Genomic DNA, 24,894 nt, shown 5'->3' with positions numbered 1-24,894 from the left:
CATACTATGAAGTCCGATTAAATGCTTCTCTGCCAAGGGAGTGAATAAGGTCATCAGCGGATAATGGCCGCATATTCCGCTTTCTCCGATAATCGTTCGTTCTTTCTATTTCGTTTATAAGGTTAACGGTGAGTTCCCGCTTCGCCTCTTGATTCGATTTAATCTCTTCTTTCAGACATTGCTCGTAAAAAGAAATATTGTTAGCGATCCGTATATTCAATTGGGGGATAGAAGTCGTACGGTCGGTTTCGTCTTCTGGAGCATATACCTTTTCGGCGTCTGCGTAATTTTCTTTAATTGCTCTTATGATATAACCAGATAAATTGGCAATTTCCGCATTACGCTGCTTCTCAAATACATATTTGATATTGTTACGAATATGATCCTCACCATAAGCGTGAAGTAATTCATTCGCTGTTTTTTTATTGATTTCAAAGCGTTCCAGGAGTGAAAAGATGGATTCATTATCTATGTATTCTTCATCATTAAGACCGATCCGTGGGGAGCGGGAATTGGGATAGATGTGGAAGGTTACGCCAACCACTTTGTTTCCATTTTTTATTTCTTCTATTGTAAATCGGATATCTGTTTTTTCTTCCAATTCACGTTGCGCATTTAATAAAATCCGATTTTTTAAATGGCTATAGAGGACGTATTTACCCTCTTCGATCTCGAGTTTTGCTTTTAGCTCAGCAAGCGTAGCAAATTTCCGTTTTCCTAGTGGTAAGTATTGCTTCAGCAGCCGGTAGAGCTTTGATGAATAGAAACTTTTAAGGTAAAGGACATTCCATAACTTGTAATTCGTAAAGTTATTTTTAAGCTCCAGCAGATAAGGCCCGAGCATTTGCGAAAATTCAAGTTCGATAGTCCCTTTTCCGTGATAGTAGCGCGAAGCTGATAACCACTGAGCTTTTAGGGTCGAATTTGTTGCTTTATCTTCGATAATGACCTGTTTATATTGCAAGCGGTCTATAATTTCACGAATTCGTTTGTAGAAGTTTTTTTCTTTGAGATCCAGTTTCTCGGCAATATCCTTAACACGGAAGAAACAAGTTCGGAAATGAGTATCATTGGGGTTAATCTGAGACGCCAGGATATAAATGAGCCGCTCTTCGTAAATATCTAAGTTTGTACGGGCTTCAATGAGTGCATTAGACTCGGTAACGATATAGTGATCGGCGATGCGGTCTGGTTCAAAGTCAAATTGCAATTGAAATTGTTGTGTCAACAGCCGCGCCTCCTTCAATTTCATAGGTTCAAAGTGATTATAGATGAATTTGGTAGTTTATATCTACTCCTTTTCATGTGGCATCTTTTTCTTGTACAGAAATTGATTAAATGCCACACAAAAGGGAGTAATAACAGACTCGATAAACCAAATGAGGGGGTTATAAGGCCTGAAATTGGGTGATTTTAGAAGTGCCACACGAAAGGGCATTGGTATGTTACCGCATTTAGGAAGTGCCACACCTGCGGGAGTCTCATATATCGACATAAATCTATTCTTTATGATTTATATTTATTTATTATTTTTAGGTTTTATGTTTTATATGTTTTAGATCTTGTTTTCTAAAGCTGAGATGCCTTGTTATAAAAGGGGTTTTTATAGGTTACTGCCACACGGAGGGGAGCTATATGCCACATAAAAAGGAGTGAACTCTCACAATCAGAGGAGTTTTACTGCCACACGAAACATTGTGGGCAGTTACATGAACGGGAGTGAAGTGCCACACGGAAAGGAGTTGGAGCAAAGAGGATTTCACACTTCCTGAACTGCCACACGAAACATTGTGGACAATCACACAGAAGGGAGTATAGTGCCACACGAAGGGGAGTAAAATAAAAATTAAGGGTAAGCAGCAAACTGAGGGGATTTGGTTTTGTAGTATAGAATATGAATAAGAGAGAGTCATTATGACTAAAGGAGTGGGAAGTATGAACATAAATACGGTCATTTCCTATGCAGAAGAAAAAGGCTGGAAGCAGGTAAATTATACGTTGGTTTACGAGAACGGCGGGCAAAAGAATATAGAATTATTTGACGTTGCTCCAGAGGATATATTACTACAGGATGTTGCTTCTAGCAGTGCTACTTTGTCTGATGAAAGTGTTGAAGGCAGGGCTATGTTTATGAGTTATGCTGAAGCTAGGTCAGCCTTTCTTGATTTAAAGCAGCATTCTTCAACGGAGTCTCCTGAGAAAGTATTGATCATCATGGAGAAATCCGAACTGATTTAAGGCATTCCAAGAGGAGTGCTTATACAAGTAGGCTTCCATTACTCCCGTTTATGTGGCAGTTCTAAATTGAAGTAGGTATGACTAAAAAAGGAAGAAGGATTTAATTACTCCCGTCTATGTGGCAGTATAGCCGACAATTGAATATTGTCAGTGTTGCTACATCCAAGGTATAATTTAGTTATTCTGATTCACTTTTTTATGTTCTCTGCTGTCTTCATTTTCAGCAGAGATAAAGCCGGCTGTTATTATGAGCCACTATTAATAAATGTGAGTTTTAAACTTAGAAGGCATGATAAGCATACGGGATCCGTGTGCTTTTTTCATGCCTTCTTTTTTTATGGCTCGATAATTAGGAGGATATTAGATGGAACGCTACGCGTTTGTTGAGAACAATCAAAAGGTAGAGACCAAACTCAAACTCAAGGATTATAACGGTATCGTTACGCTGGTATGGGATTACATGGAGCAGTCTGGATTTTCTTATCATGGAACGGTACGCGACTGGTCTGCCGTCTTTTATCAGGAGACCTATTATGTACTGCATCATTTTATTAAAGACCAGCCAGACGAGGCCTGTATTGCTGCGGATAGCGGATTCCGTTGGGAGCAGATATTCAGACAGGATACGGAAGCCGGCTTCCTATTCACTCATTTGGAGCGGGTAGGCTTCCGTTTGTTTATCCCCGAGCAAGCTATGATTGATGCCCTGGTGGATGACGATGAAGATTGGCATTATCAAAGCCCAAAGCATAAATTCCAAATGTATGCATTTCACCAGGACTGTTCATTTCTTGTTGAGGTGTATATGCAAAGTCAGATTCCGCCTTACGGTGCGAACAAAGACCCGCTTCCATATCCAGATAACCGGTGTCAATTGATGTTCGACATTGATTCTGAAGGATCTGAGAGTACTAGCAATCCTAAAAGAATGCGGATTATTGAAGGGGAAACATTAGATATATTGGATGAGCTCGATGAAGAGTTGCTTACGTCAACTCGTGCAAGTATTAAGAAGATCTATGACGAGAACAGTACGATCGCTCTACTAAATTCAGGTGGTAAGGATAGTAGAGTTGTGCTGCAGTTGATGCTTGAGCATGCTATCCAGCATCCGGATCCATCGAAGAAGATTATGGTCATCAGTGCGGATACGCTGGTTGAAAACCCTGGTGTAAAATCGATCATTCATGGGTTAAAGGATGCGTTAGCAGAGGCGCTGCCGTGGGTGGAATATTACGTGGTGAAACCAAGGGTAGATAATACGCTACTCGTTTGCATAATTGGTAAGGGGTATCAAGCTCCTTCTACAACCTTTCGCTATTGCGTCCGTAGACTCAAGATTGAACCTGCACGTGATTTTCTTGAATCTACCTTTCTTTCCGATGGTATTGTAGCGAATGAGAAGACATGCCTGGTGATGGGTAGTCGCGATAATGAGAGCGGAAACCGAAAGCGAAGTTTACAAAAGTATTTTGGAGAAGATTTTTATGGACAGCATCCTGTAGGTTCGATTCGTACAGCGAGTCCAATACGAGATTGGACAAGTCAAGAGGTTGTCACGTATTTAGCTTTTAATCGGGCACCATGGAGCCGATATGGTGCACGTAATACAGAACTGCTTGCCTTCTATGGATCGGCAGCCGGCAGTGAATGTCCACTTGGTGCGGCCGTCATTAATGACAATGAAGCGATGATGCAATGCGGGAAAAGCGCGAGAACCGGTTGTTACCTTTGCACGATCTCGAATGACAAGAGTATGGGTAACCTGATTTCGACGTACCCCGAGTACGAGAAATATTATCGCTTCAGAAGTCTCTTGAAGGCGATTGGCCAAGATATTCGTTATGGCGGAATCGTAGGACTTCAACGTATCGGTAAATCCAAAATTGGGAGCGGAATTGGTGATCTTACGATCGATGCCCGCACACAGCTGCTTCAATCTATGGTGAACCTGGGTATTGAATGGGAACGAGAAGAGATTATGACAGCCTATCAGATGGTTATGGAGCGGGAAGTAACCGAAGGATTTCCTGTGACAGAACGTTTTCGCTCGGTTATGTATCAGCTGCTAGGCCTTCGTCACGGCTTCCGCGGCGTATTCGGTCATTCCGTATTCGATCCTTATTGCACCGGCGTTGATCAACCTACCGAAGAAGATGCAAGAGTGATTCATCGCATTTTAGAAGAGAGAGCTGCAGCTGCTGTCTTTGAGTCAGGCTATTTGTTCTAGCCTCATTTTTTCCTCTCTAAGGGAATATATACCTGGCCAGGCGGGATGGATTAAAAAAATCCTCCGCCTGGAAGCGGGGGGGAACTATGGAGGAATTCGAAGATGAGTGAGCATGAATATTCTTTATTTGATTTTTCATTTGAAGATCAGCAAAATGGAGGGCAGCCGGCCCTTGCAGGGTGGTTCAACCAGGAAGCTCCCATTGTGGCTCCGACAGGCAGGTCCTATGCCTATGATGTTGGAGAGGAGTTGCGGGGTGCACGAAAGCATTTGGCGGCGCTGACGAAGTTTACACCGGAATGGTATGACATGCTTAAATCCGATCATAAACAAGCCTTTGAAGAGATAAGCAAAGATAACCTGGTTGGTAAAATTATTGCTGATCAACTCCGAGAGAATGGATTCTCATCTGAAGCTGCTTATGCAATTAAGTTAGTTTGGGATAGAGTTGCCCAGCGACCCGAAGATTCGCATCAGAAGCGGGAGGATTACGTACAAGCCATTAATGCTTTACAAGAGATATTCGCAAAGACAATCAGTGAAGACCTTTTTCGTGAGGCATTCGAAAAGCTGAAAGTAGTTGTGAAGAAAGGGTACTACTCTGGCTATCCACTGCAGCTTGAGAAAGATAAGGATCTTATAAATTATCGCTATTGGGTGTCCCTTGGCGATCGCTTTGTAAATCTCTTTTTCAATTGGAGCAAGAAAAAATCCGGTTCTACTGAACTCTTTGAGAAAGCTTTCAAACTTGAAGAAGGAAAGGATTGGACTTGGGCAGATCCGAAGTCTCGATCTTCTGCAGCTGCAGTGAAAAGAGAATCGAATAAAGCACGCTGGGAACGTATGGTACCGGAGGAAGTGATCCGTCTATCTCAGCAACCATCGGGAGTAAGTAAACCCGACGATTTGCTCGAGCATTACGGGTATCGAGGAGCTCAATTCGGAAATTATGTTAATGATCATTCCGGGAGGTATCACGTACTCTGCAGCGGTAATGCACATGCAGACTTAGCAGACATTCTCTCTATCCCGCGGCAAGTGATCGGTTTTCACGGACGGCTCGGTATTGCCTACGGAGCCCGGGGATCAGGGGCTGCATCCGCACATTTTGAGCCTTTTATGTCATCAACCTCACGAAGTATCGTGGAGGTGGGGCACTTTGCCATGAATGGGCACATGCGCTTGACTTCAACCTGTATTCTTTATCTCATGGTTTTACTAATGGTAAGCAGGCTGCCTTATCCGATGATTCCTCCGGGATGGAATTGCCTTATGTCGTTCGAAGTGCTTTTGAAGAACTTATGAAAACCATCATAGAAGGAAACGGAAAAAGGCGTGTTGATGTCCCAGAAGTATTGCCAGATGTAAAGGGGAGGTATCGAAGTTCGATTTACCAGTATTTAAGCCGCAATGATGGAGATATTTCTCCTGCACTTGCAGCTATAAAAGGTAATTACCGCATTAAGCCTAAGCAATGGGATGAAATAGGTTTTGCATTTTGTCATCGATTGAAAGAAGAAGGCAGGGAGATTCCTACTTCATTTTATGTTCCAACAGATAATAGCCAATATTATCTCGATGCAGTATCTCGTGGTGCCTATTGGTACCGCAAGCATGAACTATTTGCCCGTGCGTTTGAATCATGGATAGAAGACGAGCTTGCTGAGCGTGGAATGACCAATTCGTATTTGGTCAGCGGCACACAATATGGCGGTCCTTATCCAATCGGCAAAGAGCGCGAGACCATTAATGCTGCGTTTAGCATATGGTGGACACGATTGCTCAATTCCGGAATTCTCCAGGATGAGCAGCTATGGAAAGGGAAATAGTTTGCGAAATGAATGGAGGGCATGGCATGGATAAGAAAGCTCGGATCAGACATGATATTGAACGGAAGCGGGATGAAATGAATAAGGCCAGTGTTAGCCATGGGATCTCTTCAAAAATTGTTCTGAAGATATCTCAGGAGCTAGATAAGCTTCTCAATAAATATCATCATATTCAGCAGTAATAAAACTTTATTATGAGCCACTCCCAAAGAGGAGTGGCTTTTTATATTTTCATTCCCTATATGGTGGATCCCAAGAGCAGCATTTTTCTTGAATGAGTGAAATAAAGATTCTGACTCGTTTTTCGATGATGATGATTAATTGTATTTCTTAAAAATAAGTGCTTAATACATTGTATTTATTTGATCTCAATATCTGAGGGAGGGGGGTCAGATTTTGAGATAGGGTGGCTCAAAATTTGAGAATTGATATCATCCCTCAAATTTTGACATAGAGGGGTCAAATTTTGAGGAGCGTAGAATCTCGCCCCTCAAAATTTGAGAGGCGAAAAATATTTCGCTCCTCAAATTTTGAGATAGGGGTGTCAATTTTTGAGATATATACATATCAAAAATTGAGGAGCTGGTATAAGTTATGATCTAGCATGGGGTTTGTAAGCTGTATATTTATAAATGGAAGAAGGCAATGGAGTTTGCTTTGGAATTCATCAGTTATCAGAAAAGCAGGAATACTTGTCCATTTGCAGAATCATGATAACGAGGAGGAGATATGAGTGAAAGCACCTCGTGACCGTATTTCAATTGAAGAAGTGTTGTCTACTGAGCCCGAACTGATCGAGAAAATAACTGAGTTTCATGATGCATCTGCAGGAGAGTTTTTCTTTATGAAAGACGCACCTGATAAAGTTCATTACATCACTGAGGAAGTTTACGATGAGGCGGAGGGTTTTTGGAAAGTCCGGAACGAAAATGAAGAAATAATCGATTATTACGGTAACGCAGTGCCACTTTTCTCATCAACCGCCATGATGGACATTATTCGACAGCATTGCCGGTTGGAAGTCCGGTCTTTCAAGGGTGGATGGCTGGTGATCTTGGAAGGATCTGAGTTAATGCAGTCCGAAGAAGGTGATGATCTGGTTTCCCTCTTGTGGAAGGTTATGAAGAAAGTTCATCTTGACTATCCGATATAACAAAAACGAGGTCGTATTTATGCGGCTTCTTTTTTGTTATATATGGTTTGCATTTCTATCTGATAAGAATCCTCTACTTCTGATAGGAGAACGTTGAATTAAGATACCATGCAGCCGGTCAAACGATCGGCTGCTTCGTAAAGGAAAAAAGCCGGTTCGTCGCCATGTAAAAAAAGATCGTCTTGGAGCGATGACAGCCGAGGAGATGAAAGCTGCTAATGAAATGACCCAATCTACTAGAGGATATGGCAGCAATCCTAGCTAAGTAAAATATCAATCTATCAATTTACCATGGTATATAGTATATTTAATATGTAAGGTGAAATATTCCATCCCCCGTTTAAGTAGTGATCCATTGGGCACAATGATTGCTAACTGGGGGTGATAGATTTGAAAGAGAGGGATAAGGATATGGCAGTTAACAAAATTGAAAAACAAACTACCACTACTACTAACAACAAAAACGTGATGAAGTCGGCCGAGAAAATGTCCAACAAGTTCCGGAAGACTCTTGATAGGCTGGCGAAGAATTAAATGCTGATTCGATTGACAGCCGAACAGATTCAGGAGATTCATGATAATGAACTTGAAATCAGCGGTATAGGCATACCGGGAACAAAGGATCCAGGATACTTAGACCTTCTTGCGTATAAGCCCTTTACGGAGCTTTTCGGAGAGGAAATGTATCCTGGATTATTTTTTAAAGCAGCTGTACTCATGCGCGGCCTCATTAAAGGGCATGTGTTTAATGATTGCAATAAGCGTACTGCTTTGATCACAACGATGACTTTCCTTGATCTTAATGGCTACGAGCTAGATGCAGATCCCGACGAGCTCTTTGAAGTAACGATCGCTATTGCTGAAGATCGAATATATGAAGAAGCCTTATCTGATTATCTGGAACGCAATTGCATTCCTACATATTAAAAGGAGCTGCAGTGCAGCTCCTAATGGATGCTATCATAAAGGAGAAATAGTATGAAAAAACTTATTACAATGTTTCTTGTATTCAGTCTGCTATTCGTTGGCATGAACACCAAGAACGTTGAAGCAAAAACAACAGCACCGATGGTTTACCTTGATGGACAAAAAATGAATTTCGCAGTTGAGCCTATCGTTCAAGCTGGCATAACGCTTGTACAATTCCGACCAATCTTCGAAAAGCTTGGCTTTAAAGTTTCTTATGATTCGAAAACCAAAGTTATTACTGGCACTTCCGAAAACATTAGCATCAAAATGACAGTCGGCAGTTTCGCTGCTACTGTTAACGATAAGAATGCCACGCTGGAGGTGAAGCCAAAAACCATTAATGGCAACTTGATGGTTCCATTGCGTTTTGTTGGACAATCGGCAGGGTACGATGTCACCTACAAAAATGGCGTCATTAATCTGAATAAATCTACGAAGTTGGGTATTCAAGTCATTGATGGCGTTACGTACAATATTGTCCATTATAGTATGGGTGGTATTCGTGTTGGCGTATCTGCAAAGATGGAACAAGACAAATCCATTCAAGACGTTTACCGAGTGATAATATTTAACGATAGAACTGATACTTATACGAATAAAGTAAGTTGGAAAGCTAAAAAAATAGGCTCTTCCATCGAAGAAGAAGAAGCTTTGGATATCGCTTTTGAACAAGAACTTTATCAATATAACAAGGAAATTCAACCCAATTCAAGCTACAAGGCAGTCGTATCTTTCTCTACTCGATCCGGTGAAGAATGGGATGCCTTATCATATGGAGGTGTGATTATTCCACTTCCAACAACTCAAGAATAATGTAATAACAAAAAGCCCCTAATCAAGGTGTTCTGAGAAAATTTGAATCTAAAACTGTATTGATTACAGGTGCTGGTACCGGCATTGGCGCCGCTGCAGCAATCGAAATGGCTACCCGCGAACGTAACCAAAGATCCAACTTCCATCGGTTTCAATCCGGCACATTATTGTGCCGGTTTTTTTCGTACGTAAGCGTAGATCATGCCTACTCCATAACACGACAAGTAATCGGAAGCGAAGATGACCATGGCAAAAAAGGCTCGAGTGCCTCTGGATTTTGTGGATCCGGAAGCTGTGGAAGCTGCTCGAACAGGTACTTTAGATATTGGAACGGACGAAGTCCGTTTTCCTTCGCCGTCTCGATGACGCTGTAGATCGTCGCACTAGCCTTCGCGCCGCGAGGCGTATTCGCGAATAACCAGTTTTTTCTCCCGATCACGAATGGCTTGATAGATCGCTCACTTCGGTTGTTATCGATCTCGATCCGGCCATCCTTCAGAAATGAGGTCAATTTCTCCCACTGGTTCAAGCTGTAAGTAATCGCTTGTCCAGCCAGACTCTTCGGCAAGGATTGAGAGCGCTGTTGCTTGAGCCACACCGAATAATCCTCTAGGATGGAAAGGCTTCGCTTCTTTCGCTCGGCATATCGCTCTTCTGACGAAGCATCATTGAGCTCGCGCTCCATTTGGAATAGCGTATTACAGTAAGCCAGTCCTTGATTAGCTACTGAATTCTTGTTCCCTCTCGTCGTTGGCGGAGCAACTTTCAGCGCTTCGTCATATTTGCGCCTCGCATGTGCCCAGCATCCCACAAGAGTCACCTCTTGCCGGTATAACGGCAGACTGTCGACGTATTTCTGGCTCATGACGTAAGCCATGCTGGACGGTGATGCCAAACTTCCCGGATAAACAGGTTTAGGCATTGCTGCTGTTACGATGGGAGTCTGAATATCTTCACGATCACAGTGGCGACACGCATACACATTCCGTACGTGACGAATGACCTTCACTTGTGGCGGTACAACGGCAATTTCATTGCGCGTCTCTGTACTCATCTCGTGAAGAGAACCACCGCAGCACGTACATACTTGCTCGCCTTCCTCCAGTGAATAGGTAATGGTTTCTACTGGAAGCTTGGAGAGATCCTCTGTTCGCTTGCCGGATGACTTGCGACGCTCGTAGGTAATCTCTTCAGACCGCGGTTGTTCACCAACAGGAGGTGCAAGCATTTCGGCTTCATAGAACAATGAGAGCTCTAATTGATCCGGATGCGTCTGCTCACTGGAAGCACCAAACCGCTTTTTCTGCGCTAAGCGGAACTGCTCTTCGTACCATTTGAGCTTGGCCGATAGTTCAAAAATTTGTTGTTGTAAAGATTCAATGGTTGGTGTATCTGCATGTTTTTACATACTTTACTCATTAGATAAGAAACACCTAATACCTGTAAGTGCCTATGGCAAAATGATTACAAAGATGTGACTAAATGACGGAAACGGCATTGACCTTGGGATGAGCTTGCCGTTGGCTGAGTGAAAGACCATCCAGCAGCCAGCGGAGCTCCCTGCTTGAAATAGCCGCCAGTAGGCCATTGAAATCTGCCCCGTTCCAGGCGGCGATAATAAAGCCAGAATCCATTATAATTCCAGTAAAGAATTTTGAGTTTGTTGAATGCCCGGTTACAGAATACGAACAAGCCGGAAGAAAAGGGATCCAAACCGAAGCTTTCCTGGACGATGGCAGCAAGTCCGTCGATCGATTTGCGCAGATCGGTAGAACCATAGGCAAGAAACACACGCACGCTGATTGCTCGAAAATGTCAGCATGATGAAGTAAGCACATGAATCACTTCGCGCAGAAGCTTCGGGTCAAAGCCGGAATGAAGCTCAACACGGATCTCACCGATATGAAGAATTAGAGAAGGATCAGAAGAAACGCTGGGATCAACAGTAGCAAGAGGTACAAATTGGATGGGAGACGTCTTTAGGTCCGGAGTAGTCTGGGATGAACCACGTTTTATTTTTTACAGCCAATATTTCAATTGTTCGACAGAGCATTGATTTGCGTTGCACCAAGCTTTCATTGTGAGGTCAATTGCCCGATAAGCTGCGATACGTGCTTGCCAATCTTGTCTGCGTTGTTCTCTAGCATTCATGAGTTATCCTCCATACTCAGGTTAAACTCATGATCTCATAGCTGGCTGATCGGTAGAAGGCGGGGAGAGTTTGACGCTTCCGCTGCTTCTTTATGTCCAGTAAGTTGATTAGGAATATTAACTAACAACAAAAAACACATATTCCGAAGAAGTAATTAGGCTTAAAGTTTTGGAATAATAAGCGAATCGAATACAGAGGAGAATATACGAAATGTTTAAGAATTTAATATTGTGGTTCAAATCATCCAATGCGAAGGACAACAAAAAGACTTCTAGAAAATCCTCAATACAGAATGCACCTATGAAACGAACTATTAATTCCTCTCGAATTGGAGAACTTGGTGAACATAAAATTAATATACAACTGGACCAACTTCCAAAGGATACAAAATACCTAAGTGATATTATGATTAAAAACCCCAAATCTCGTACAGGCTTCTCTCAAATTGACCATATAATCGTATCACCATACGGATTATTTGTAATTGAAACCAAGAACTACAACGGAGAAATTAAAGGAGGCCGGTCGGATAAGAATTGGAGGGTAAATAATAGATTCAATATGTTCAATCCTTTAAAACAAAACTTTGGACATATTAAAGCACTTGAGCGTGTGCTAACTGAACAACCTGATTTACTATATATCTCAATGGTCTCATTTACTATGCGATGTCGATTTAGTATTGATCCTGAACTGAGGAAGATTGAATCCAACGAGTTAATTGTCTATGATACAGAATTATCAGAGTTTATTAATCGTAAGGTAAATAGGATTAAGGCTACTTCAGATAAGGCATTGTTAACCGATGCTGAAGTTCAAAATATATACGAAATCATTCAAAGTTCCAATATTACTGATCCTGCGCTTAGATTAGAGCATGTAGCTAAGATAAAAAAGGAATAAACGAAGGATTAATTGAGATCCCGCGAAAAGTGTTTAATGAAACAGCAGCAGTTTAGGACTTTATTTTTTCGTCCATGGCTGCTGCTGTTCCTTTTTTAGGCTCATACTAATACTTATTTTTTAGAGCCTGACGGTTTTGCGAATTTGAAACCCTAATGATTCAATACATTGACCGGGACCGGGATGTCCTTCAAATGAAGAAAAGGAGCCTAACGGCTCCTAAGTTTGAAGAGTTTCAATGATAATATTTGTCATTGTTGGATCAATGTTACGAAGTACATCTCCAATAACGGATAGGTAGCGATCCTTCAGCCAGTTTGTAACAAAGTCGCTTGGCGTATAGATCGTATATATTGTCCCGCGCTTAATTGCAAATGTATTCTTAAACCAAGTATCATAAGTCGGCTTGGATAGTTTTTCTTCTAAGCTTCTTAAGCAGGTTGCCCAAACCTGTATATCTTCTTCGGTTTGTTCTTTTAAAACGAGCTGCTTATGTATCAGTTGCTGCTTCTCTATTTCAAAGAGGGACATTTGTTTCGGCTTATTTTTTATAGCCTGAACATCACCTTTTTCAATAAGGTCCGAGTACAGTTCGTTATAATCTACATCGAAATCAAGCTCAAGATCGTCACGTTCACATGTATCGACTAGCTGCTGGAGATAGCGGTCATGATCAGCTTGTAGTATTGGGGGCAGCTGCTCATACAAAGCCTGAGAGAGGAACGGGACCTTCTTTCGTACTTTAAACAAAGCACTTTCATTATTGTTGTAGTTCGATTTGTTTTTCACTTGGAATTGATAGACAAAGCCATAGGTCTCCAGAATTGCGAGGAACTTTTTGACCGTGTTTCGACTCTTGTTCATCTTAAGTGAGATTAGTTCGAGATTTGGCCAACAGTAGTCCTTTTCACCGTAGCAATAGCGCTTCAAGTGACCAAATAAAGCGATCCCCTCAGCAGAGAGGAAATGACTCCAGTAGTCAAACATGTAATTATTAATAATCGTCAGATGGCCATCAACATAAGGAATGTTTTGACCATGCTTGTCGAGAGAGAATTTCTGAACATCGTCCTCTTTAAAGATGATCTGCTCAACTTCATCTTCGTAGTAGGGGACATCCTTGTCACCAACTTTTTTAGAACGTGCTATTTTATTTCCAGTGGGCCGGCTGCGGTAGTAAATGAGCTCGGAGGTACCACCCTTCAAATTCTTCTTTTTTTCCATAAAAAAACTCCCTTGTTGACCCCAAAAAAAGGCAATACTCAAGAGAGAATAGATACTTTATTTTTCAAAATTGCTATGCTACAATAAGGGCATAGAATCATTGGTGAATAAAGTCTCTACTCCTGATTCATTCATTGTCTGAACGCTGGCGGGCCGAAGGACAAAGAATGGTGACCTGGTAGGGGCTTTTTTTCTTGTGTATGTGGTTTAGAGACAAAACGTAATAACAAAAAAACACACAAATCATTTATGTGTGCAAAAATAAGAGTATGAATCTCGACGATTTTTTAATGAATCGTCAGACTATACCCAACTGCACGCACTTAAAATATAGCACTTCTCCTTAATACGGTAAAGTAGTATTTTGTCAGATTTACGCGGAAGAAGTTCCTTGTACGGGACAACAGGCTGTGTTACAATGATTTTAATTATATAGCGTAGCACGCGCAAAAAGCCCCGGAACTGGTTGATCCAGCCCCGGGGCTTTTTGTTGAGGCTAGGGCTTTTAACCCTATCAACTCTTTACCATTTGTAAGAAAGAGTGCTATAATACAAACATTATCGAGTATTATTTATATTCTTCGCTGCTGTTATTTCAGCGAAGACCAAGCAGTATGAAACTGATGAAGTACATGAATGAACACTTTTAAAGACAAGCGCTATAGCTATGTCTTTTTTTGCGTTCATTCCAGGAGGCGCATTCTATCGAATGCGCCTTTTTTGTGCGATTTGAAGCAAGAAAAGATCATGGAGACATGATCGCAATTCTTGCAAGAAGCCAGGGTAATTCATATTAAAGAAAATGGAGGAATGCGCAAATGAGCAACAACCGTAGTCAACAACAACAAACTGGTGAAAGAGAATTCTTGGCGGGAGGTCTCGAGCAGTTTTTGTTGAACACGGCACTTGAAAAGAGAATGTTAGCACATAAGCACATAGAGTCGGTTTATAGCAGAGTGCCGGCGGAATATCACAAACATATCAGGCTGCTATCCCAAAAAGAAAAAATATTTGATTGCGAATATAGGCTGTCTGCCGCACACAAGGAGAAAGGTCTACATTCCTATCACGGCAAAACCTATGTTGAAACTTTTCGTCCCTATGTTGATGTTGAAGGCAGAATTACTGAAATGATTGACACACACAAAAAGTTTGACAAAGGTTATTTGCTGGATACGTATGCAGAACAAATTGGATCAGTGTGGGTCATGACATGCGTATTTGAGGGTCTTAATAAAATGGGTCAACCATTTAAGACAAAGGAGCGGTCGATGATTGGTTTTGGAGGTTCAGGTGTTGATGCTTCAAATCCGGTTGAAAATGCCTCTACCAGTGCTGTCGGCCGTGCTTTGTCCCATGGTGGTTATGGCAATATAGGTTCCGGATTATCTTCTTATGAAGACACATATACCGGGATTTCTCGACAAAAAGCAGTTGATCAGTTAAATGGTAATGGAGATGAAAATAAGCCAACTCACCTTCAGAAAACAGATCATAACAGTGATCCGGTATCGGAAGCAGGACAAACGAATAGCAGGCAGCAGCAAGGAAATAAGCAAGTTGCTCCTCCTATTGGACAAGGCAATCTTCGTTCACAATCAGATGCTGGTCAAGGGCAGCAGTATAACAGCGATGGACGCAATTCCATGCAGGAGAAAAATGTCTTGGTCAGCCGACTTATGGATATGACCAAAGGACTTAATTCTACCTACTTGCAATCCCTTGTTATGTCTTGGATTGGATTACAATCCTGGAATGGGAAGTTTAATTCACTTGAACTTGCCCAGCTGCGTATTGTCGAAGAAAAAATGAAAGTAGAGATAAATTACCACGCATCTTAGATAGGAGAATGACCATGAAGCTAAGAAGGACAAAGAATGAGAATTGGTTTGAGATCAGATCGCAATGTCCGATTTGCGGCCATAGCGGATGGTGCGCGATCAATCGTGAGCAAACGATCGTACACTGCATGCGTGTACCTTCCGATGAATTTATTGATACCGCAATCGGAAGACAATTCAAGCATTATCTTGATCCTAATGCCGTTCCAAAGACGAAAATTGAGATTGAGTTGAGCCAGTCGGTAGATAAGAAGCCGAATTATCAGCTTGATCGCGTTTATCGTGCCTTAGCGAGTGAGATTTCCCTATCTCCCGATCATGCTGCACATTTGCGGCATGATCGGAAAATGGATATGGATGCGATACGGTCGCGAGGATATCGAACGATGCCAACGCAGGAACGATACAAAATAGCGAAATCGGTTATTCGTCGCTTAAATGATCAAAGTGATCTGCTTGGTGTACCAGGTTTTTACTGTGTAGAAGGTCAATATGGACCTTACTGGACGATGTCTGGTGCGCAAGGTCTGATGATCCCCTATCGCTCGGTGACAAACGAGATAACAGGTTGGCAGATACGAGTAGATAAACCCATGCTCGAACTTCATATGAAGGGGCATATCAAAGGGGAAATTCTTGAAGAGCTAGCTCCCGAGAATGGTAAGCGTCGTGCCAGGTGCGAGATTCATGTTGGAGATAAGACATTACAAGTCACTCTTATTCAGAATGACAAAAAAGAGAGTTACTCGAGTTCGTCGGGGCAATTTATTTTTAGTATTGAGCTGAAACAGGGGAATAAGTATTGGTGGTGGAGCAGCGGAGATAAGCTAAATGGCTCGTCTATCGGTGGACCTCTTCCTGTACATTTGGCATTGCCACATCAGATACTAGGGGATTGGGCGAAAGGTGAATCGGCGAATACGATTATTGACTGCAAAGAAGTATGGGTAACGGAAGGCCCGCTTAAAGCGGATAAAACCGCGGATGGTCTTCAAAAACCTTGTTTCGGCATCCCAGGTGTAGGCTCCTTTTCTTTACTACTGGAGCCGCTTAAGCAACTTGGATGTGAGCATGTTGTGTTGGCTTATGATGCGGATGTCATTCATACCCCTGAGGTGCAGATGGCGTTAGAGCAATGTGCGAATTTCTTTGCTGAGAAAACGGATATGTCGATCAGTCTTGCGATGTGGAATCTAGCAGATGGTAAGGGAATCGATGATTTGCTAGACAACGGTTTTGTTCCCATGTTGGCTCAAATGGTATAAAGAAATAATTAATAACATTAAATAATAGATTAATATGCAATTCAATTAATTTGGATATAGCTAAAAGGGGTTACGACAATCCCTTGCTACTAAAGGGATTGTTGTTTGAACTTTAGTGAAAATGGGAATAATAAATCACATATTATTGGAGGAATTCGAATGTTGAATCGTACTATATTGATAGGCAGATTAACTAGAGACCCGGATTTGAAATATACTCCCGCTGGTGTGGCAGTTTGCCAATTTTCGCTAGCAGTCGATCGCCCATTTACTAGTGGGCAAGGAGAACGTGAAGCCGATTTTATACCGGTTGTGGTTTGGCGGCAGCTGGCTGAGACCTGTGCGAATTATTTGCGCAAAGGCCGTTTAACTGCAGTTGAGGGGCGAATTCAAGTTCGTAACTATGAAAATAACGAGGGTAAAAGGGTATATGTGACGGAGGTCATTGCCGATAATGTACGCTTCTTGGAATCGAATCGTGAACCTAGTGCCCAGCTGCGCGAGGAGAGCGGGAACAATAGAAGCAGCAATAACAATGCTGGTAATTCATTTGGTGGAAATGGTGGAAGTGCTGCAGGTCAATCTCGTAGTAGCGCTAATAACCACTATGATCCTTTTGCGAATGATGGAAGACCTATCGATATCTCCGAAGATGATCTACCATTCTGAGATTTTGTTGATGGTGATCCAATAGAAAGGGCGTGAAGCGCATTTCACGGTGGTTCGAATTTCCAACAGAGATACTTCCGCAAGAGACGCAAAGCTGGCTAAGTCAGCATGACCGATCGATCTTACCGGTTTATAGTAAGGGTGATGGGTTTGTGATTCTGTTGCCGGAAGCGGGGCAGGATTTATCTAAGCTGCCCGCTGGACTGATTCAACTAATAGAGATGGCGCGGGCACGTAAATGTAATCGAATTTATATCCGTTAACACCCCTGCATGGAGGGATAAGAAACTGCCCCTCCATCGCAACAGGGGCTGGTGAAGGAGAACATATATTGAAATGCTAACAGAACAGGACAATTGTACGGATACTGTTAAGGTAGATCGTACGCTCGAGATTGAATTGACCTTAACGGAGCTCGAATCGCTACATGTGCAAAAGCTAAAAGTTGAATGGGATCGTTTTTTATTGATTCCTTCGAATACTAGAAATGAACTTCAAAAGAGGTTCCACATTTGGCAGCCGGCGACAAAGCGTTTTGAGGTTATGTTATGGTTCGAGAAACGATTGCTTGATTTATTGACCGGCGGATCCGATAAACTTGACTTCAAAGAAAAAGGGATTACTAATAGTCGGATATGTGAGTGCGGTCAGGTGATTGCAGCAGAGATGCCATGCTATTGTAATCGAATAAGCAGCGCGGTCTATTGTCAATCTTGTGGCTATAGGTCCATGATGGATGAACGCATTTATCGTGGATTATTTGCTGCTTCACTACTTTCTGAAGTATATGATGAGTTAGTTTGGCAGCCGTAATGACTTGAGCAAATAGGCTGCTCAAATGATATGAAGATGGTTAGTGTCCATAGTAGTGCCCTAGCATGGAGGGAGAAAAGCAGCACCCTCCATGTAAGAGGGGCTGATAAGGAGACGATCCGAATGACATTAGCGATGACATTACATCATAACGATTACGATACAAAACCAGCCACACTTTCTCCAGCTAAAAAACCTTTGACGCTTGAGCAATTAAAAGCGCTGCAGGTAGTTCAGTTAAATGCAGAATGGCTAGTATTCCTTAGTTTACCTTGTAACAAGAAAGGTGAGATCATGAAAACCTTCCACATTTGGCCGTCTGCGACGAAGCGGATAAAGATTCTGGCATGGTTTGAAGATCAGCTGCGTAGTGTAATCAATCGTGCCAGCGCTTTCTCTTTCAAAGAAAAAGGTATGATTACAAGCCGTTTTTGTGCGTGTGGACAAGTGATACAAGCTGGTGAGCCATGCTATATACATTCGAGTAGTGGGAATGTTCATTGTGTCGAGTGTGGACGATTGCATGATAATCGTATGAGTGATGGACTGACGGCCTCGAGGATACTTGTTCAAGTCTTTGAGCAGTTATTACTCGCTAATAAAGAGAGCACCAGGGGCTAAACCTGCTATTTAATGATAGGAAGAGTTCAACGTTTACGTGTATCAGTACCCTACATGGAGGGAAAGAAACAGCCCCTCCATGTATCGTGGGGGCTGATAAGGAGACGATTGATATGGAAATCGGATTATATTTCTGTGGTTGTGGTAAAGGTTATGTGGAGTTGAATAAGGTAAAAAAGGACTATAGATGCGAATGTCGCGCTAAGGTCATACTCGAACAATATCCTTCTCGAGCACAGCTTGTTTCTTTGGATACTGTGCAGTTAAAGAAGCTGTGGCGTTTCTTTGAAACAATCCCATATAACGACCAGGAAGAGATTACTGAACCGTTCTTCTTCTGGCTTAAAGGGACCAATCGTTTTGCGATTTGGTTGTGGTTTGAGAAACAGCTGCGTTCGGAATTTATTGACCTACCCGGCCGGTTAGTTTGGCTGGAACAGGGCTTTGCGATTAGCCGTACTTGTAAATGTGAACACACATTAGCAGCGGGGCAGTCTTGTTACCTGAACCGTTCGAACGGGGATGTATACTGCGATCAGTGCGGACAGAACAAGATGCTTGATATCTGGCTACTTAGCGGCTATCTGAACCCATGGATACGAGCAGCAGAAGATCCTTTCTTTAATCGTGAAAGCTTTGTCGTTTGTGAGACAATGGAGCAATTAATCGAAAAATTCCAGCGAGGGAATTGGTCTTTAGGACAAGCATTTGTTTATAAAAACCTGTGCTTTATTAATCAAGTTAATGCTGGTGATGAGTGGCTTACGATCAAAGATTATAAGCCATTTGAGAGCATTACCTTTAAAGCGGTATTGCGGCATCAGGATGGTCAGGCATATATTCAAGAGCTGCTTGCCTATGAGATCGAGGGTAATCACGGACCAGACTATAGTTTGGTAGAAGCTATTTATTAATTTCAATCAATCAAAGCCATTCCTATAAGGAGTGGCTTTTTTTAAACTATTAATTACTCCCCAATATGCAGAAGAACTCTTGAGAAAGTGGAAGCCGTACGCAATAGAAGTCACTTCTCTGCGTCAGCATTTAGGGATGCATATTGTATTTTGTTAATGAAATACTATTATCGGTAAACACAATTGTGCAATAAGATTCGAAGCGAGGAGAGACAGATGAACGGCTGGTATGATGTTAGAGACTATGACGCGAAGGGCGACGGCCAACAACCCGATCATGTTGCAATACAGGCTGCAATCAACGCGGCAGCCGCAAACGGTGGGGGGGTGGTGTGGTTACCACCGGGGACCTACTTACTGCAAGCAGGAATTACTGTCACTGAACAGGTTCAGATCGTTGGCGCTGGTTGGCCGGCTCACTGGGTTGAAGGCCAACGGAACCCAGGGACTTGGATTCGTGTGGAGGATGAGGGTTTTTCGGCCTTCACTGTCAAAGCTTCGGGTGCGACCATCAGGGATGTTGCTTTTGTGTATGATCAAGAACGATCAAACCCATTGAGGAATGGGTGGGAGCCAAGAAACTTCCAACACGCTATCCACGTATGGGGAACTGACGTGACTCTCGACGGCATTCACCTGTACAACGCCACTCGCGGCATCCTGGTCAATCATCCCTCTGGTGTAATCGGTCGGGTTTCGCTCAACCGTATCTGGGGACAACCATTGCAGGAGGGCATTTACATAGATAATGCACATGACGTGATCAAGGTCAACAACGTCCACCTTTGGCCATTCTGGACCGATGCACTCGGCGACAAAAGGAAAACGGAGGGTTTATACGCCAGGGAGTACCAGAAACAACACGGTGTCGCAATACGGTCCGGTCGGAATGATAACCCTCACTTCTCAAATATCTTCGCGTTGGGGTACGGCCATGGGTTCTTATTCCAGTACAGAAATGGGGGAAAAGATGATAGCGGGCCGACGAGCAAGTTTATGATTGTGAATGCCGATCTGGACTTTTGCGGCAAGGCGATCGAGGTCAATGGGTTGGATACCACAGGGCAAATCGTTAACTTGAACGCACAGGGCGACAAAGAAGATATCGTCGGCATTGCCCTCACAGCGCTTTCGGCTCGTGTACAAGCCACCAACATTAGGCTTACTCACTTCCCCACGAATGCCATACGTGTGAACAACCACTGTGTGATACACCTCTCGAATATCTGGATTCAGGATTGGAATTTTACTCAGAAGGAACATCGCTTCCCTGGCATCGAGGTGGTCGATGCCCATTCACAGGTAATTCTGGGTCGACCGTTCTACTTTGAACAAGGGGAAGGTATTCTGAAGGCACCTGACACAGGCGGTAATGGCAAGATAGTCAACTAACACAAGGGATTGGCGACAAACGGCGGTGGAGCGTATTCATGTAGTCTTGAGTGTTTGAGCTGGGAACCCAAACATAATCAGACAACACAATAGCTCTTTTATGATTCCTATTGCTCGTCAAAGTATGGACCTGTATAATAAAGGCATTATGTACCACTTTTAATTGTCACCGCCGCTACTTATTCGGCGTGTGAAGGAGCATGTCCTTAACCGGACAACTATCATATTAGAGGCATATTTGCCATGAAGATTTTTAGGAACATACCTGAGGTATGTTTTTTTTGTCTTCATGGCCTTTTTTTGTGCCCAAAAACAAGGAGGAAATTGACAATGGTAGCAACTAAGGTGAGAGAAATTAATGAGAATAAGGGTGGGAGCCAGGCAAAAGGGAAGACATCTTTTCAGATCGAGAAAGATACATTGCTCGATGCACTGTTGTTCTGTGCAAAGATTGTTCCTCGCGTTGCTTCGATCCCGCTTCTGTCTTGCATTAAACTCGATATTCAAAAGGATACTTTGTTTGTTACAGCGATGGACGTGGAGCAATCTGCGCTTCAATTTCTTAAAATCAACAATGTAGGTGGCGTAAACGGTAGTTACTTGCTGCCGGCGAAAGAAGGCATAGATCTTGTGAAGAAAATGCCTGCAGGTGAAATTACCTTCAATCAGAACGATAATATGGTGGAGATTACCTACGGTAGTCGCGGTAAAGCCCAACTGGTCGTCCTGAGTGCGGAAGAGTATCCTGCGCTGCCTAAACCCGCGGAAGTCCAATTTGTATCTACGCCGATAGAGACGCTTAGAAAAGGAGCGCTTGCTTCTCGCTTCGCATCTACGGACGACAAAAGGCCGACATTAACTGCTGTTTTTATATACAGTGATCAAGGTCAATTGGCATTTATGGGAACCGATAGTCATCGAGTATACCGACATATCTCGAAGGTCAAAATCGATGATCCTGCTCGTTTTCACAATGCCATGATACCCGCGGTGCGGTTTAAAAGCATTGTTGACTCGTTGAAATCGGAGAAAGTAGATCTTGCGATAGATCAGCAGACCAGTCATGTAGTCCTTCGAGATCAAAACGTCATTTATTTTGGACGGATGCTCGATGGTACTTATCCTGAACTTAGTAAATTCTTTGTCAAGAAGGATGAAGGTCCAGCAGTAACAGTTTCCCGAGGAGAGTTGGATGATACGCTCAATCGAATGCTATCCCTTGATGGCGTAGACAACAATCGCGTAACGCTGGAAGTGAATGAGGACAGTGAATTTACGATCCATTCACGTTCGCAGAAAGGCGAGATTTGTGAGGGATTCCCGGATGCCAAAGTGGACGAAGGGTTTCCAACGATCAAATTTAACGCCCGCTATTTGAAGGAAGCGCTCCTTGTAGGTGACCGGGAAGTCAAAACGGCTACCTTGCGTGTTATGGGGGTTACTTATCCAGGGTATATCGAATTTGACGGTGACCAGAGTGTCTGCGTAGTGGTGAACCAGGTCAGATAATTGGAATGATTTCATATCGGAGTAGTGGCTAGTGCAGCTACTACTCCAAATTTATGATTGTACCAGATGAAGAATATCGACAAATCGGTAAAGTGGTGTCGGGTGGCCAAACGTTGCCGAACCAGCCACTGAGTGCCAGGAGGAAATAAGTATGAAATCAAATCAAGTGCCGGCTCCACAACCTATGTTTGAGGTGACATACAACTACAACTACGATGGCAAGGTGTTCCCTTACCAAGAGGAAATGACCGAATCCCAGTTGCGGAGAATGGAAAAATACATTACTGACGGGGGTGTAAACCAGTTTGGTTCCTTCTATTCCAACCTAGTGATTGTGAAAGAGCTGGGTATGACGGACGTATCCAATCTGGAAATTTGGCTGGAGATTGGGATGAAGAATCCGTGGATAGTCCGGGCGAATGATCCTACGTTCACCTACAACTCGTTCAGTGAATGCAAATCCTTGGATTACCTGATCTCTAAACTTGAGAGTGGTAACTGGTGCCAAGGGCAGGCGTTCTACTATAAGAACATGTGCTTTATCCAGCAGGTTGATAGTGGTGATGAATGGCTTGTTATCCGGGGAGGCATAAAGTTCGAGAGCTGGAGCTGCGGCCGCGTTATCAGAGAGGATGGCAAGGAAAAGTTCATCAATCAGCTCAACCGGATGTTCGCGGCTACTGATCAACAGCTTCGCACACTAGAGTATATGGATGCTGGGGAGGTTAGCTATTGCGAACATTGCACTAATAAGATGTTCCCCGGATGCGACAAGATATATCTTCGAGGTACTACCTGCGAAGATTGCTACATTAGCAAGAAACTGCACCTACAAGCAATAGTCGATAAGGTGAAATCTGGCGAGCGACTGGTTAAATCTGATTTGAAGTATTTGGGGTACAGGGATAGCTTTTTCGGAATCGGCAAGGGTATGGAGAATAACCGAGGCTTGATCTTCTGGGATACAGAGGTTGCAATTGGTTACCCGTATGGTGAACGTGATTCACTAGAAATCACGATTTATAAGCCGATCTCTGGTAATGGCAATCCAACCCAGTTACAGTGGCAACTAGTGGATGAATACAAAGCTGAGGAAGACAAATAAGATGGCATTTCAACCGAAGACGGTATTCGAATTGGAAGCCGGACAAGCATACTCGAATTGGTCTGTCAGTTCCAGAGTGCAAACAGATCGCAAATCGTATAGTCCGTATTTACTGTTGCGGCATTCCTGATGGCAATCATTAATCCAATCAATGCATTTAACTTTGGGAAGCATTCTTCTATGAGAAGAACCAATAAGAAAAGACCCGCTGCTAATTGGCGGGTCTTTTCTTATTGGTATTGGCTTATTTATTGTCGAGTAGTTTTGGAAGAATCGATATTTGATGAATTCACCATTAGTAAGTAACAAGCTTAGTTAACCCACCTTCTGTATATCCCGATCCCGGTCTTCAAATTCAATTGGGTTATGCAGTAATGTCAGCGCTTATCTTTAAGGAGTAGCTACGTATCATCATCTAAAGGTAATTGTTAGATTTGAAGTAACATATTGGCATGGGGCTATTTTCATATTAAAATAGTCCTGCTAGACATACAAATATTGGGGAGTGTATTAGTTCATGGCATTTATCGGTTTACTATCAATACTGGGGATTGTCTTCTTCATTTTGACAGCGATTATCCCTCCTCTCAGACGAAAGATTTCGTCAAAACTCACTGTTAAGAGGAGCTTGTTATGTAGTCTTATCTGTTTTGTTATTATGATTATCGCCATGATTAACACTGACACATCAGATAATACGGCAACGACGGCTGCTGTCGAGGACAAGCCTGCTGTTGAAGCTAAGTCCGATGATACAGCGGAGCCAACTAAAGAACCTGCGAAAGAAGAACCTGCAAAGGCTGAGCCAACTAAGAAGCCTGAGAAAACGCCTGAGCCTATACCTGGAATCGGTACTCCTCTGCAGGTCGGAGACGTGGTGTTCACAGTATTAAAGAAAAGCAGCTCCAACAAAATCGGCGACGACTTTTTAACAAAGGAAGCGTCGGGCAGGTTCCTTATCCTTGAAGTTAGTATTAAGAACATGGATAAGAAAGCTATCACGACTGACTCGTCGTTCTTTAAACTGAAAATCGGTGATGTTGAATATAAAGCCGATGGGGAAGCCGATCTATACGTTAACTCGGCCGACCATATGATGTTCCTGCAATCCATTAATCCGGGCGTTGAGTTTAAAGGTAATGTAGCATTCGATATTCCTGCAGACAAAGTTGACTCTCCGGATCTTCTCCTCAACGTTCAAACTGGTTTTTGGGGTACTGAGCAAGATCAAATAGCATTGAAATAGATATAAAG

General features: G+C 42.8%; 25 protein-coding genes. 20 read left to right on the top strand and 5 right to left on the bottom strand.

Annotation, left to right across the window (positions count from 1 at the left end):
• Positions 1-4 precede the first annotated feature (4 nt).
• Positions 5-1,228 (bottom strand): replication initiation protein, encoded by a 1,224-nt coding sequence (locus WFJ73_RS22100; protein WP_336775119.1) that lies wholly within the window; start codon positions 1,226-1,228, stop codon positions 5-7.
• 686 nt (positions 1,229-1,914) lie between these two features.
• On the opposite strand from WFJ73_RS22100, the gene WFJ73_RS22095 reads away from it, so the two are divergent.
• The 9 genes from WFJ73_RS22095 to WFJ73_RS22055 all read left to right on the top strand — a co-directional run bounded on the left by WFJ73_RS22095 (position 1,915) and on the right by WFJ73_RS22055 (position 9,232).
• Positions 1,915-2,238: a hypothetical protein gene (locus WFJ73_RS22095; RefSeq protein ID WP_336775118.1), complete on the top strand. Its 324-nt coding sequence runs from the start codon at positions 1,915-1,917 to the stop codon at positions 2,236-2,238.
• Positions 2,239-2,602: 364 nt separating this feature from the next.
• Positions 2,603-4,468 carry a phosphoadenosine phosphosulfate reductase domain-containing protein gene (locus WFJ73_RS22090; protein ID WP_336775117.1) on the top strand — a complete coding sequence of 622 codons (1,866 nt, stop codon included), beginning with the start codon at positions 2,603-2,605 and terminating at the stop codon, positions 4,466-4,468.
• Positions 4,469-4,570: 102 nt separating this feature from the next.
• Positions 4,571-5,773, top strand: coding sequence for a hypothetical protein (locus WFJ73_RS22085; RefSeq protein WP_336775116.1), 1,203 nt, complete (start codon positions 4,571-4,573; stop codon positions 5,771-5,773).
• Positions 5,770-6,297 (top strand): LPD1 domain-containing protein, encoded by a 528-nt coding sequence (locus tag WFJ73_RS22080; protein ID WP_336775115.1) that lies wholly within the window; start codon positions 5,770-5,772, stop codon positions 6,295-6,297. Before WFJ73_RS22085 ends, WFJ73_RS22080 begins: the two co-directional genes overlap by 4 nt.
• 26 nt (positions 6,298-6,323) lie before the next feature.
• Complete coding sequence (locus WFJ73_RS22075) at positions 6,324-6,479, top strand: aspartyl-phosphate phosphatase Spo0E family protein (protein ID WP_336775114.1); 156 nt, start codon at positions 6,324-6,326, stop codon at positions 6,477-6,479.
• Positions 6,480-7,030: 551 nt separating this feature from the next.
• A complete protein-coding gene (locus WFJ73_RS22070; protein ID WP_336775113.1) occupies positions 7,031-7,450 on the top strand; it encodes a hypothetical protein in 420 nt (139 codons plus the stop codon).
• Between the two features lie 411 nt (positions 7,451-7,861).
• Positions 7,862-7,984 (top strand): hypothetical protein, encoded by a 123-nt coding sequence (locus tag WFJ73_RS22065; protein ID WP_336775112.1) that lies wholly within the window; start codon positions 7,862-7,864, stop codon positions 7,982-7,984.
• Entirely contained in the window at positions 7,985-8,377 is a 393-nt protein-coding gene (locus WFJ73_RS22060) for a type II toxin-antitoxin system death-on-curing family toxin (protein WP_336775111.1), read from the top strand.
• Between the two features lie 51 nt (positions 8,378-8,428).
• A complete protein-coding gene (locus tag WFJ73_RS22055) occupies positions 8,429-9,232 on the top strand; it encodes a stalk domain-containing protein (protein WP_336775110.1) in 804 nt (267 codons plus the stop codon).
• A 205-nt stretch (positions 9,233-9,437) separates the two neighbouring features.
• On the opposite strand, the gene tnpC is transcribed toward WFJ73_RS22055, so the two are convergent.
• The 3 genes from tnpC to tnpA all read right to left on the bottom strand — a co-directional run bounded on the left by tnpC (position 9,438) and on the right by tnpA (position 11,383).
• Complete coding sequence (gene tnpC, locus WFJ73_RS22050) at positions 9,438-10,592, bottom strand: IS66 family transposase (RefSeq protein ID WP_442955986.1); 1,155 nt, start codon at positions 10,590-10,592, stop codon at positions 9,438-9,440.
• A gap of 104 nt (positions 10,593-10,696) precedes the next feature.
• Positions 10,697-11,029, bottom strand: coding sequence for an IS66 family insertion sequence element accessory protein TnpB (gene tnpB / locus WFJ73_RS22045; protein WP_336775109.1), 333 nt, complete (start codon positions 11,027-11,029; stop codon positions 10,697-10,699).
• 222 nt (positions 11,030-11,251) lie between these two features.
• Complete coding sequence (tnpA, locus tag WFJ73_RS22040; protein WP_336775108.1) at positions 11,252-11,383, bottom strand: IS66 family insertion sequence element accessory protein TnpA; 132 nt, start codon at positions 11,381-11,383, stop codon at positions 11,252-11,254.
• Positions 11,384-11,594: 211 nt separating this feature from the next.
• On the opposite strand from tnpA, the gene WFJ73_RS22035 reads away from it, so the two are divergent.
• The gene (locus WFJ73_RS22035) at positions 11,595-12,287 is read left to right on the top strand and encodes a nuclease-related domain-containing protein (protein ID WP_336775107.1); all 693 of its coding nucleotides are present in this window, start codon (positions 11,595-11,597) and stop codon (positions 12,285-12,287) included.
• Between the two features lie 219 nt (positions 12,288-12,506).
• Here the strand turns inward: WFJ73_RS22035 and WFJ73_RS22030 are convergent, their stop codons facing one another.
• Positions 12,507-13,511 (bottom strand): DnaA N-terminal domain-containing protein, encoded by a 1,005-nt coding sequence (locus tag WFJ73_RS22030; protein WP_336775106.1) that lies wholly within the window; start codon positions 13,509-13,511, stop codon positions 12,507-12,509.
• Positions 13,512-14,329: 818 nt separating this feature from the next.
• On the opposite strand from WFJ73_RS22030, the gene WFJ73_RS22025 reads away from it, so the two are divergent.
• The 10 genes from WFJ73_RS22025 (at position 14,330) to WFJ73_RS21980 (ending at position 24,886) form a co-directional block, all read left to right on the top strand.
• Positions 14,330-15,352: a hypothetical protein gene (locus WFJ73_RS22025; RefSeq protein WP_336775105.1), complete on the top strand. Its 1,023-nt coding sequence runs from the start codon at positions 14,330-14,332 to the stop codon at positions 15,350-15,352.
• A gap of 14 nt (positions 15,353-15,366) precedes the next feature.
• Complete coding sequence (locus WFJ73_RS22020; protein ID WP_336775104.1) at positions 15,367-16,617, top strand: hypothetical protein; 1,251 nt, start codon at positions 15,367-15,369, stop codon at positions 16,615-16,617.
• Positions 16,618-16,776: 159 nt separating this feature from the next.
• Positions 16,777-17,286, top strand: coding sequence for a single-stranded DNA-binding protein (gene ssb / locus WFJ73_RS22015; RefSeq protein WP_336775103.1), 510 nt, complete (start codon positions 16,777-16,779; stop codon positions 17,284-17,286).
• Positions 17,287-17,622: 336 nt separating this feature from the next.
• The gene (locus WFJ73_RS22010; RefSeq protein WP_336775102.1) at positions 17,623-18,099 is read left to right on the top strand and encodes a hypothetical protein; all 477 of its coding nucleotides are present in this window, start codon (positions 17,623-17,625) and stop codon (positions 18,097-18,099) included.
• Positions 18,100-18,222: 123 nt separating this feature from the next.
• Positions 18,223-18,720 (top strand): hypothetical protein, encoded by a 498-nt coding sequence (locus tag WFJ73_RS22005; RefSeq protein ID WP_336775101.1) that lies wholly within the window; start codon positions 18,223-18,225, stop codon positions 18,718-18,720.
• 113 nt (positions 18,721-18,833) lie between these two features.
• On the top strand, positions 18,834-19,634 hold the full coding sequence (locus WFJ73_RS22000) for a hypothetical protein (protein WP_336775100.1): 801 nt from the start codon (positions 18,834-18,836) through the stop codon (positions 19,632-19,634).
• Positions 19,635-19,850: 216 nt separating this feature from the next.
• Entirely contained in the window at positions 19,851-21,026 is a 1,176-nt protein-coding gene (locus WFJ73_RS21995; RefSeq protein ID WP_336775099.1) for a glycosyl hydrolase family 28-related protein, read from the top strand.
• A gap of 330 nt (positions 21,027-21,356) precedes the next feature.
• On the top strand, positions 21,357-22,535 hold the full coding sequence (locus tag WFJ73_RS21990; protein ID WP_336775098.1) for a DNA polymerase III subunit beta: 1,179 nt from the start codon (positions 21,357-21,359) through the stop codon (positions 22,533-22,535).
• Between the two features lie 151 nt (positions 22,536-22,686).
• A complete protein-coding gene (locus WFJ73_RS21985) occupies positions 22,687-23,640 on the top strand; it encodes a hypothetical protein (protein ID WP_336775097.1) in 954 nt (317 codons plus the stop codon).
• A gap of 517 nt (positions 23,641-24,157) precedes the next feature.
• The gene (locus tag WFJ73_RS21980; protein ID WP_336775096.1) at positions 24,158-24,886 is read left to right on the top strand and encodes a DUF4352 domain-containing protein; all 729 of its coding nucleotides are present in this window, start codon (positions 24,158-24,160) and stop codon (positions 24,884-24,886) included.
• Positions 24,887-24,894: the final 8 nt, after the last annotated feature.

The organism is Paenibacillus sp. MMO-58, from assembly GCF_037146255.1.
Taxonomy (GTDB): Bacteria; Bacillota; Bacilli; order Paenibacillales; family Paenibacillaceae; genus Pristimantibacillus.
Note: the sequence above shows the minus strand (reverse complement) of the source record. Positions and strands in the feature narration are given on the sequence as shown.

Excerpts from the sequence above, each read along its gene's own strand:
- WFJ73_RS22095 (WP_336775118.1), top strand. The coding sequence starts at position 1,915 with ATGACTAAAGGAGTGGGAAGTATGAACATAAATACGGTCATTTCCTAT.
- WFJ73_RS22090 (WP_336775117.1), top strand. The coding sequence starts at position 2,603 with ATGGAACGCTACGCGTTTGTTGAGAACAATCAAAAGGTAGAGACCAAA.
- WFJ73_RS22085 (WP_336775116.1), top strand. The coding sequence starts at position 4,571 with ATGAGTGAGCATGAATATTCTTTATTTGATTTTTCATTTGAAGATCAG.
- WFJ73_RS22080 (WP_336775115.1), top strand. The coding sequence starts at position 5,770 with ATGAAAACCATCATAGAAGGAAACGGAAAAAGGCGTGTTGATGTCCCA.
- WFJ73_RS22075 (WP_336775114.1), top strand. The coding sequence starts at position 6,324 with ATGGATAAGAAAGCTCGGATCAGACATGATATTGAACGGAAGCGGGAT.
- WFJ73_RS22065 (WP_336775112.1), top strand. The coding sequence starts at position 7,862 with ATGGCAGTTAACAAAATTGAAAAACAAACTACCACTACTACTAACAAC.
- WFJ73_RS22060 (WP_336775111.1), top strand. The coding sequence starts at position 7,985 with ATGCTGATTCGATTGACAGCCGAACAGATTCAGGAGATTCATGATAAT.
- WFJ73_RS22055 (WP_336775110.1), top strand. The coding sequence starts at position 8,429 with ATGAAAAAACTTATTACAATGTTTCTTGTATTCAGTCTGCTATTCGTT.
- tnpA (WP_336775108.1), bottom strand. The coding sequence starts at position 11,383 with ATGAATGCTAGAGAACAACGCAGACAAGATTGGCAAGCACGTATCGCA.
- WFJ73_RS22035 (WP_336775107.1), top strand. The coding sequence starts at position 11,595 with ATGTTTAAGAATTTAATATTGTGGTTCAAATCATCCAATGCGAAGGAC.
- WFJ73_RS22030 (WP_336775106.1), bottom strand. The coding sequence starts at position 13,511 with ATGGAAAAAAAGAAGAATTTGAAGGGTGGTACCTCCGAGCTCATTTAC.
- WFJ73_RS22025 (WP_336775105.1), top strand. The coding sequence starts at position 14,330 with ATGAGCAACAACCGTAGTCAACAACAACAAACTGGTGAAAGAGAATTC.
- WFJ73_RS22020 (WP_336775104.1), top strand. The coding sequence starts at position 15,367 with ATGAAGCTAAGAAGGACAAAGAATGAGAATTGGTTTGAGATCAGATCG.
- ssb (WP_336775103.1), top strand. The coding sequence starts at position 16,777 with ATGTTGAATCGTACTATATTGATAGGCAGATTAACTAGAGACCCGGAT.
- WFJ73_RS22010 (WP_336775102.1), top strand. The coding sequence starts at position 17,623 with ATGCTAACAGAACAGGACAATTGTACGGATACTGTTAAGGTAGATCGT.
- WFJ73_RS22005 (WP_336775101.1), top strand. The coding sequence starts at position 18,223 with ATGACATTAGCGATGACATTACATCATAACGATTACGATACAAAACCA.
- WFJ73_RS22000 (WP_336775100.1), top strand. The coding sequence starts at position 18,834 with ATGGAAATCGGATTATATTTCTGTGGTTGTGGTAAAGGTTATGTGGAG.
- WFJ73_RS21995 (WP_336775099.1), top strand. The coding sequence starts at position 19,851 with ATGAACGGCTGGTATGATGTTAGAGACTATGACGCGAAGGGCGACGGC.
- WFJ73_RS21990 (WP_336775098.1), top strand. The coding sequence starts at position 21,357 with ATGGTAGCAACTAAGGTGAGAGAAATTAATGAGAATAAGGGTGGGAGC.
- WFJ73_RS21985 (WP_336775097.1), top strand. The coding sequence starts at position 22,687 with ATGAAATCAAATCAAGTGCCGGCTCCACAACCTATGTTTGAGGTGACA.
- WFJ73_RS21980 (WP_336775096.1), top strand. The coding sequence starts at position 24,158 with ATGGCATTTATCGGTTTACTATCAATACTGGGGATTGTCTTCTTCATT.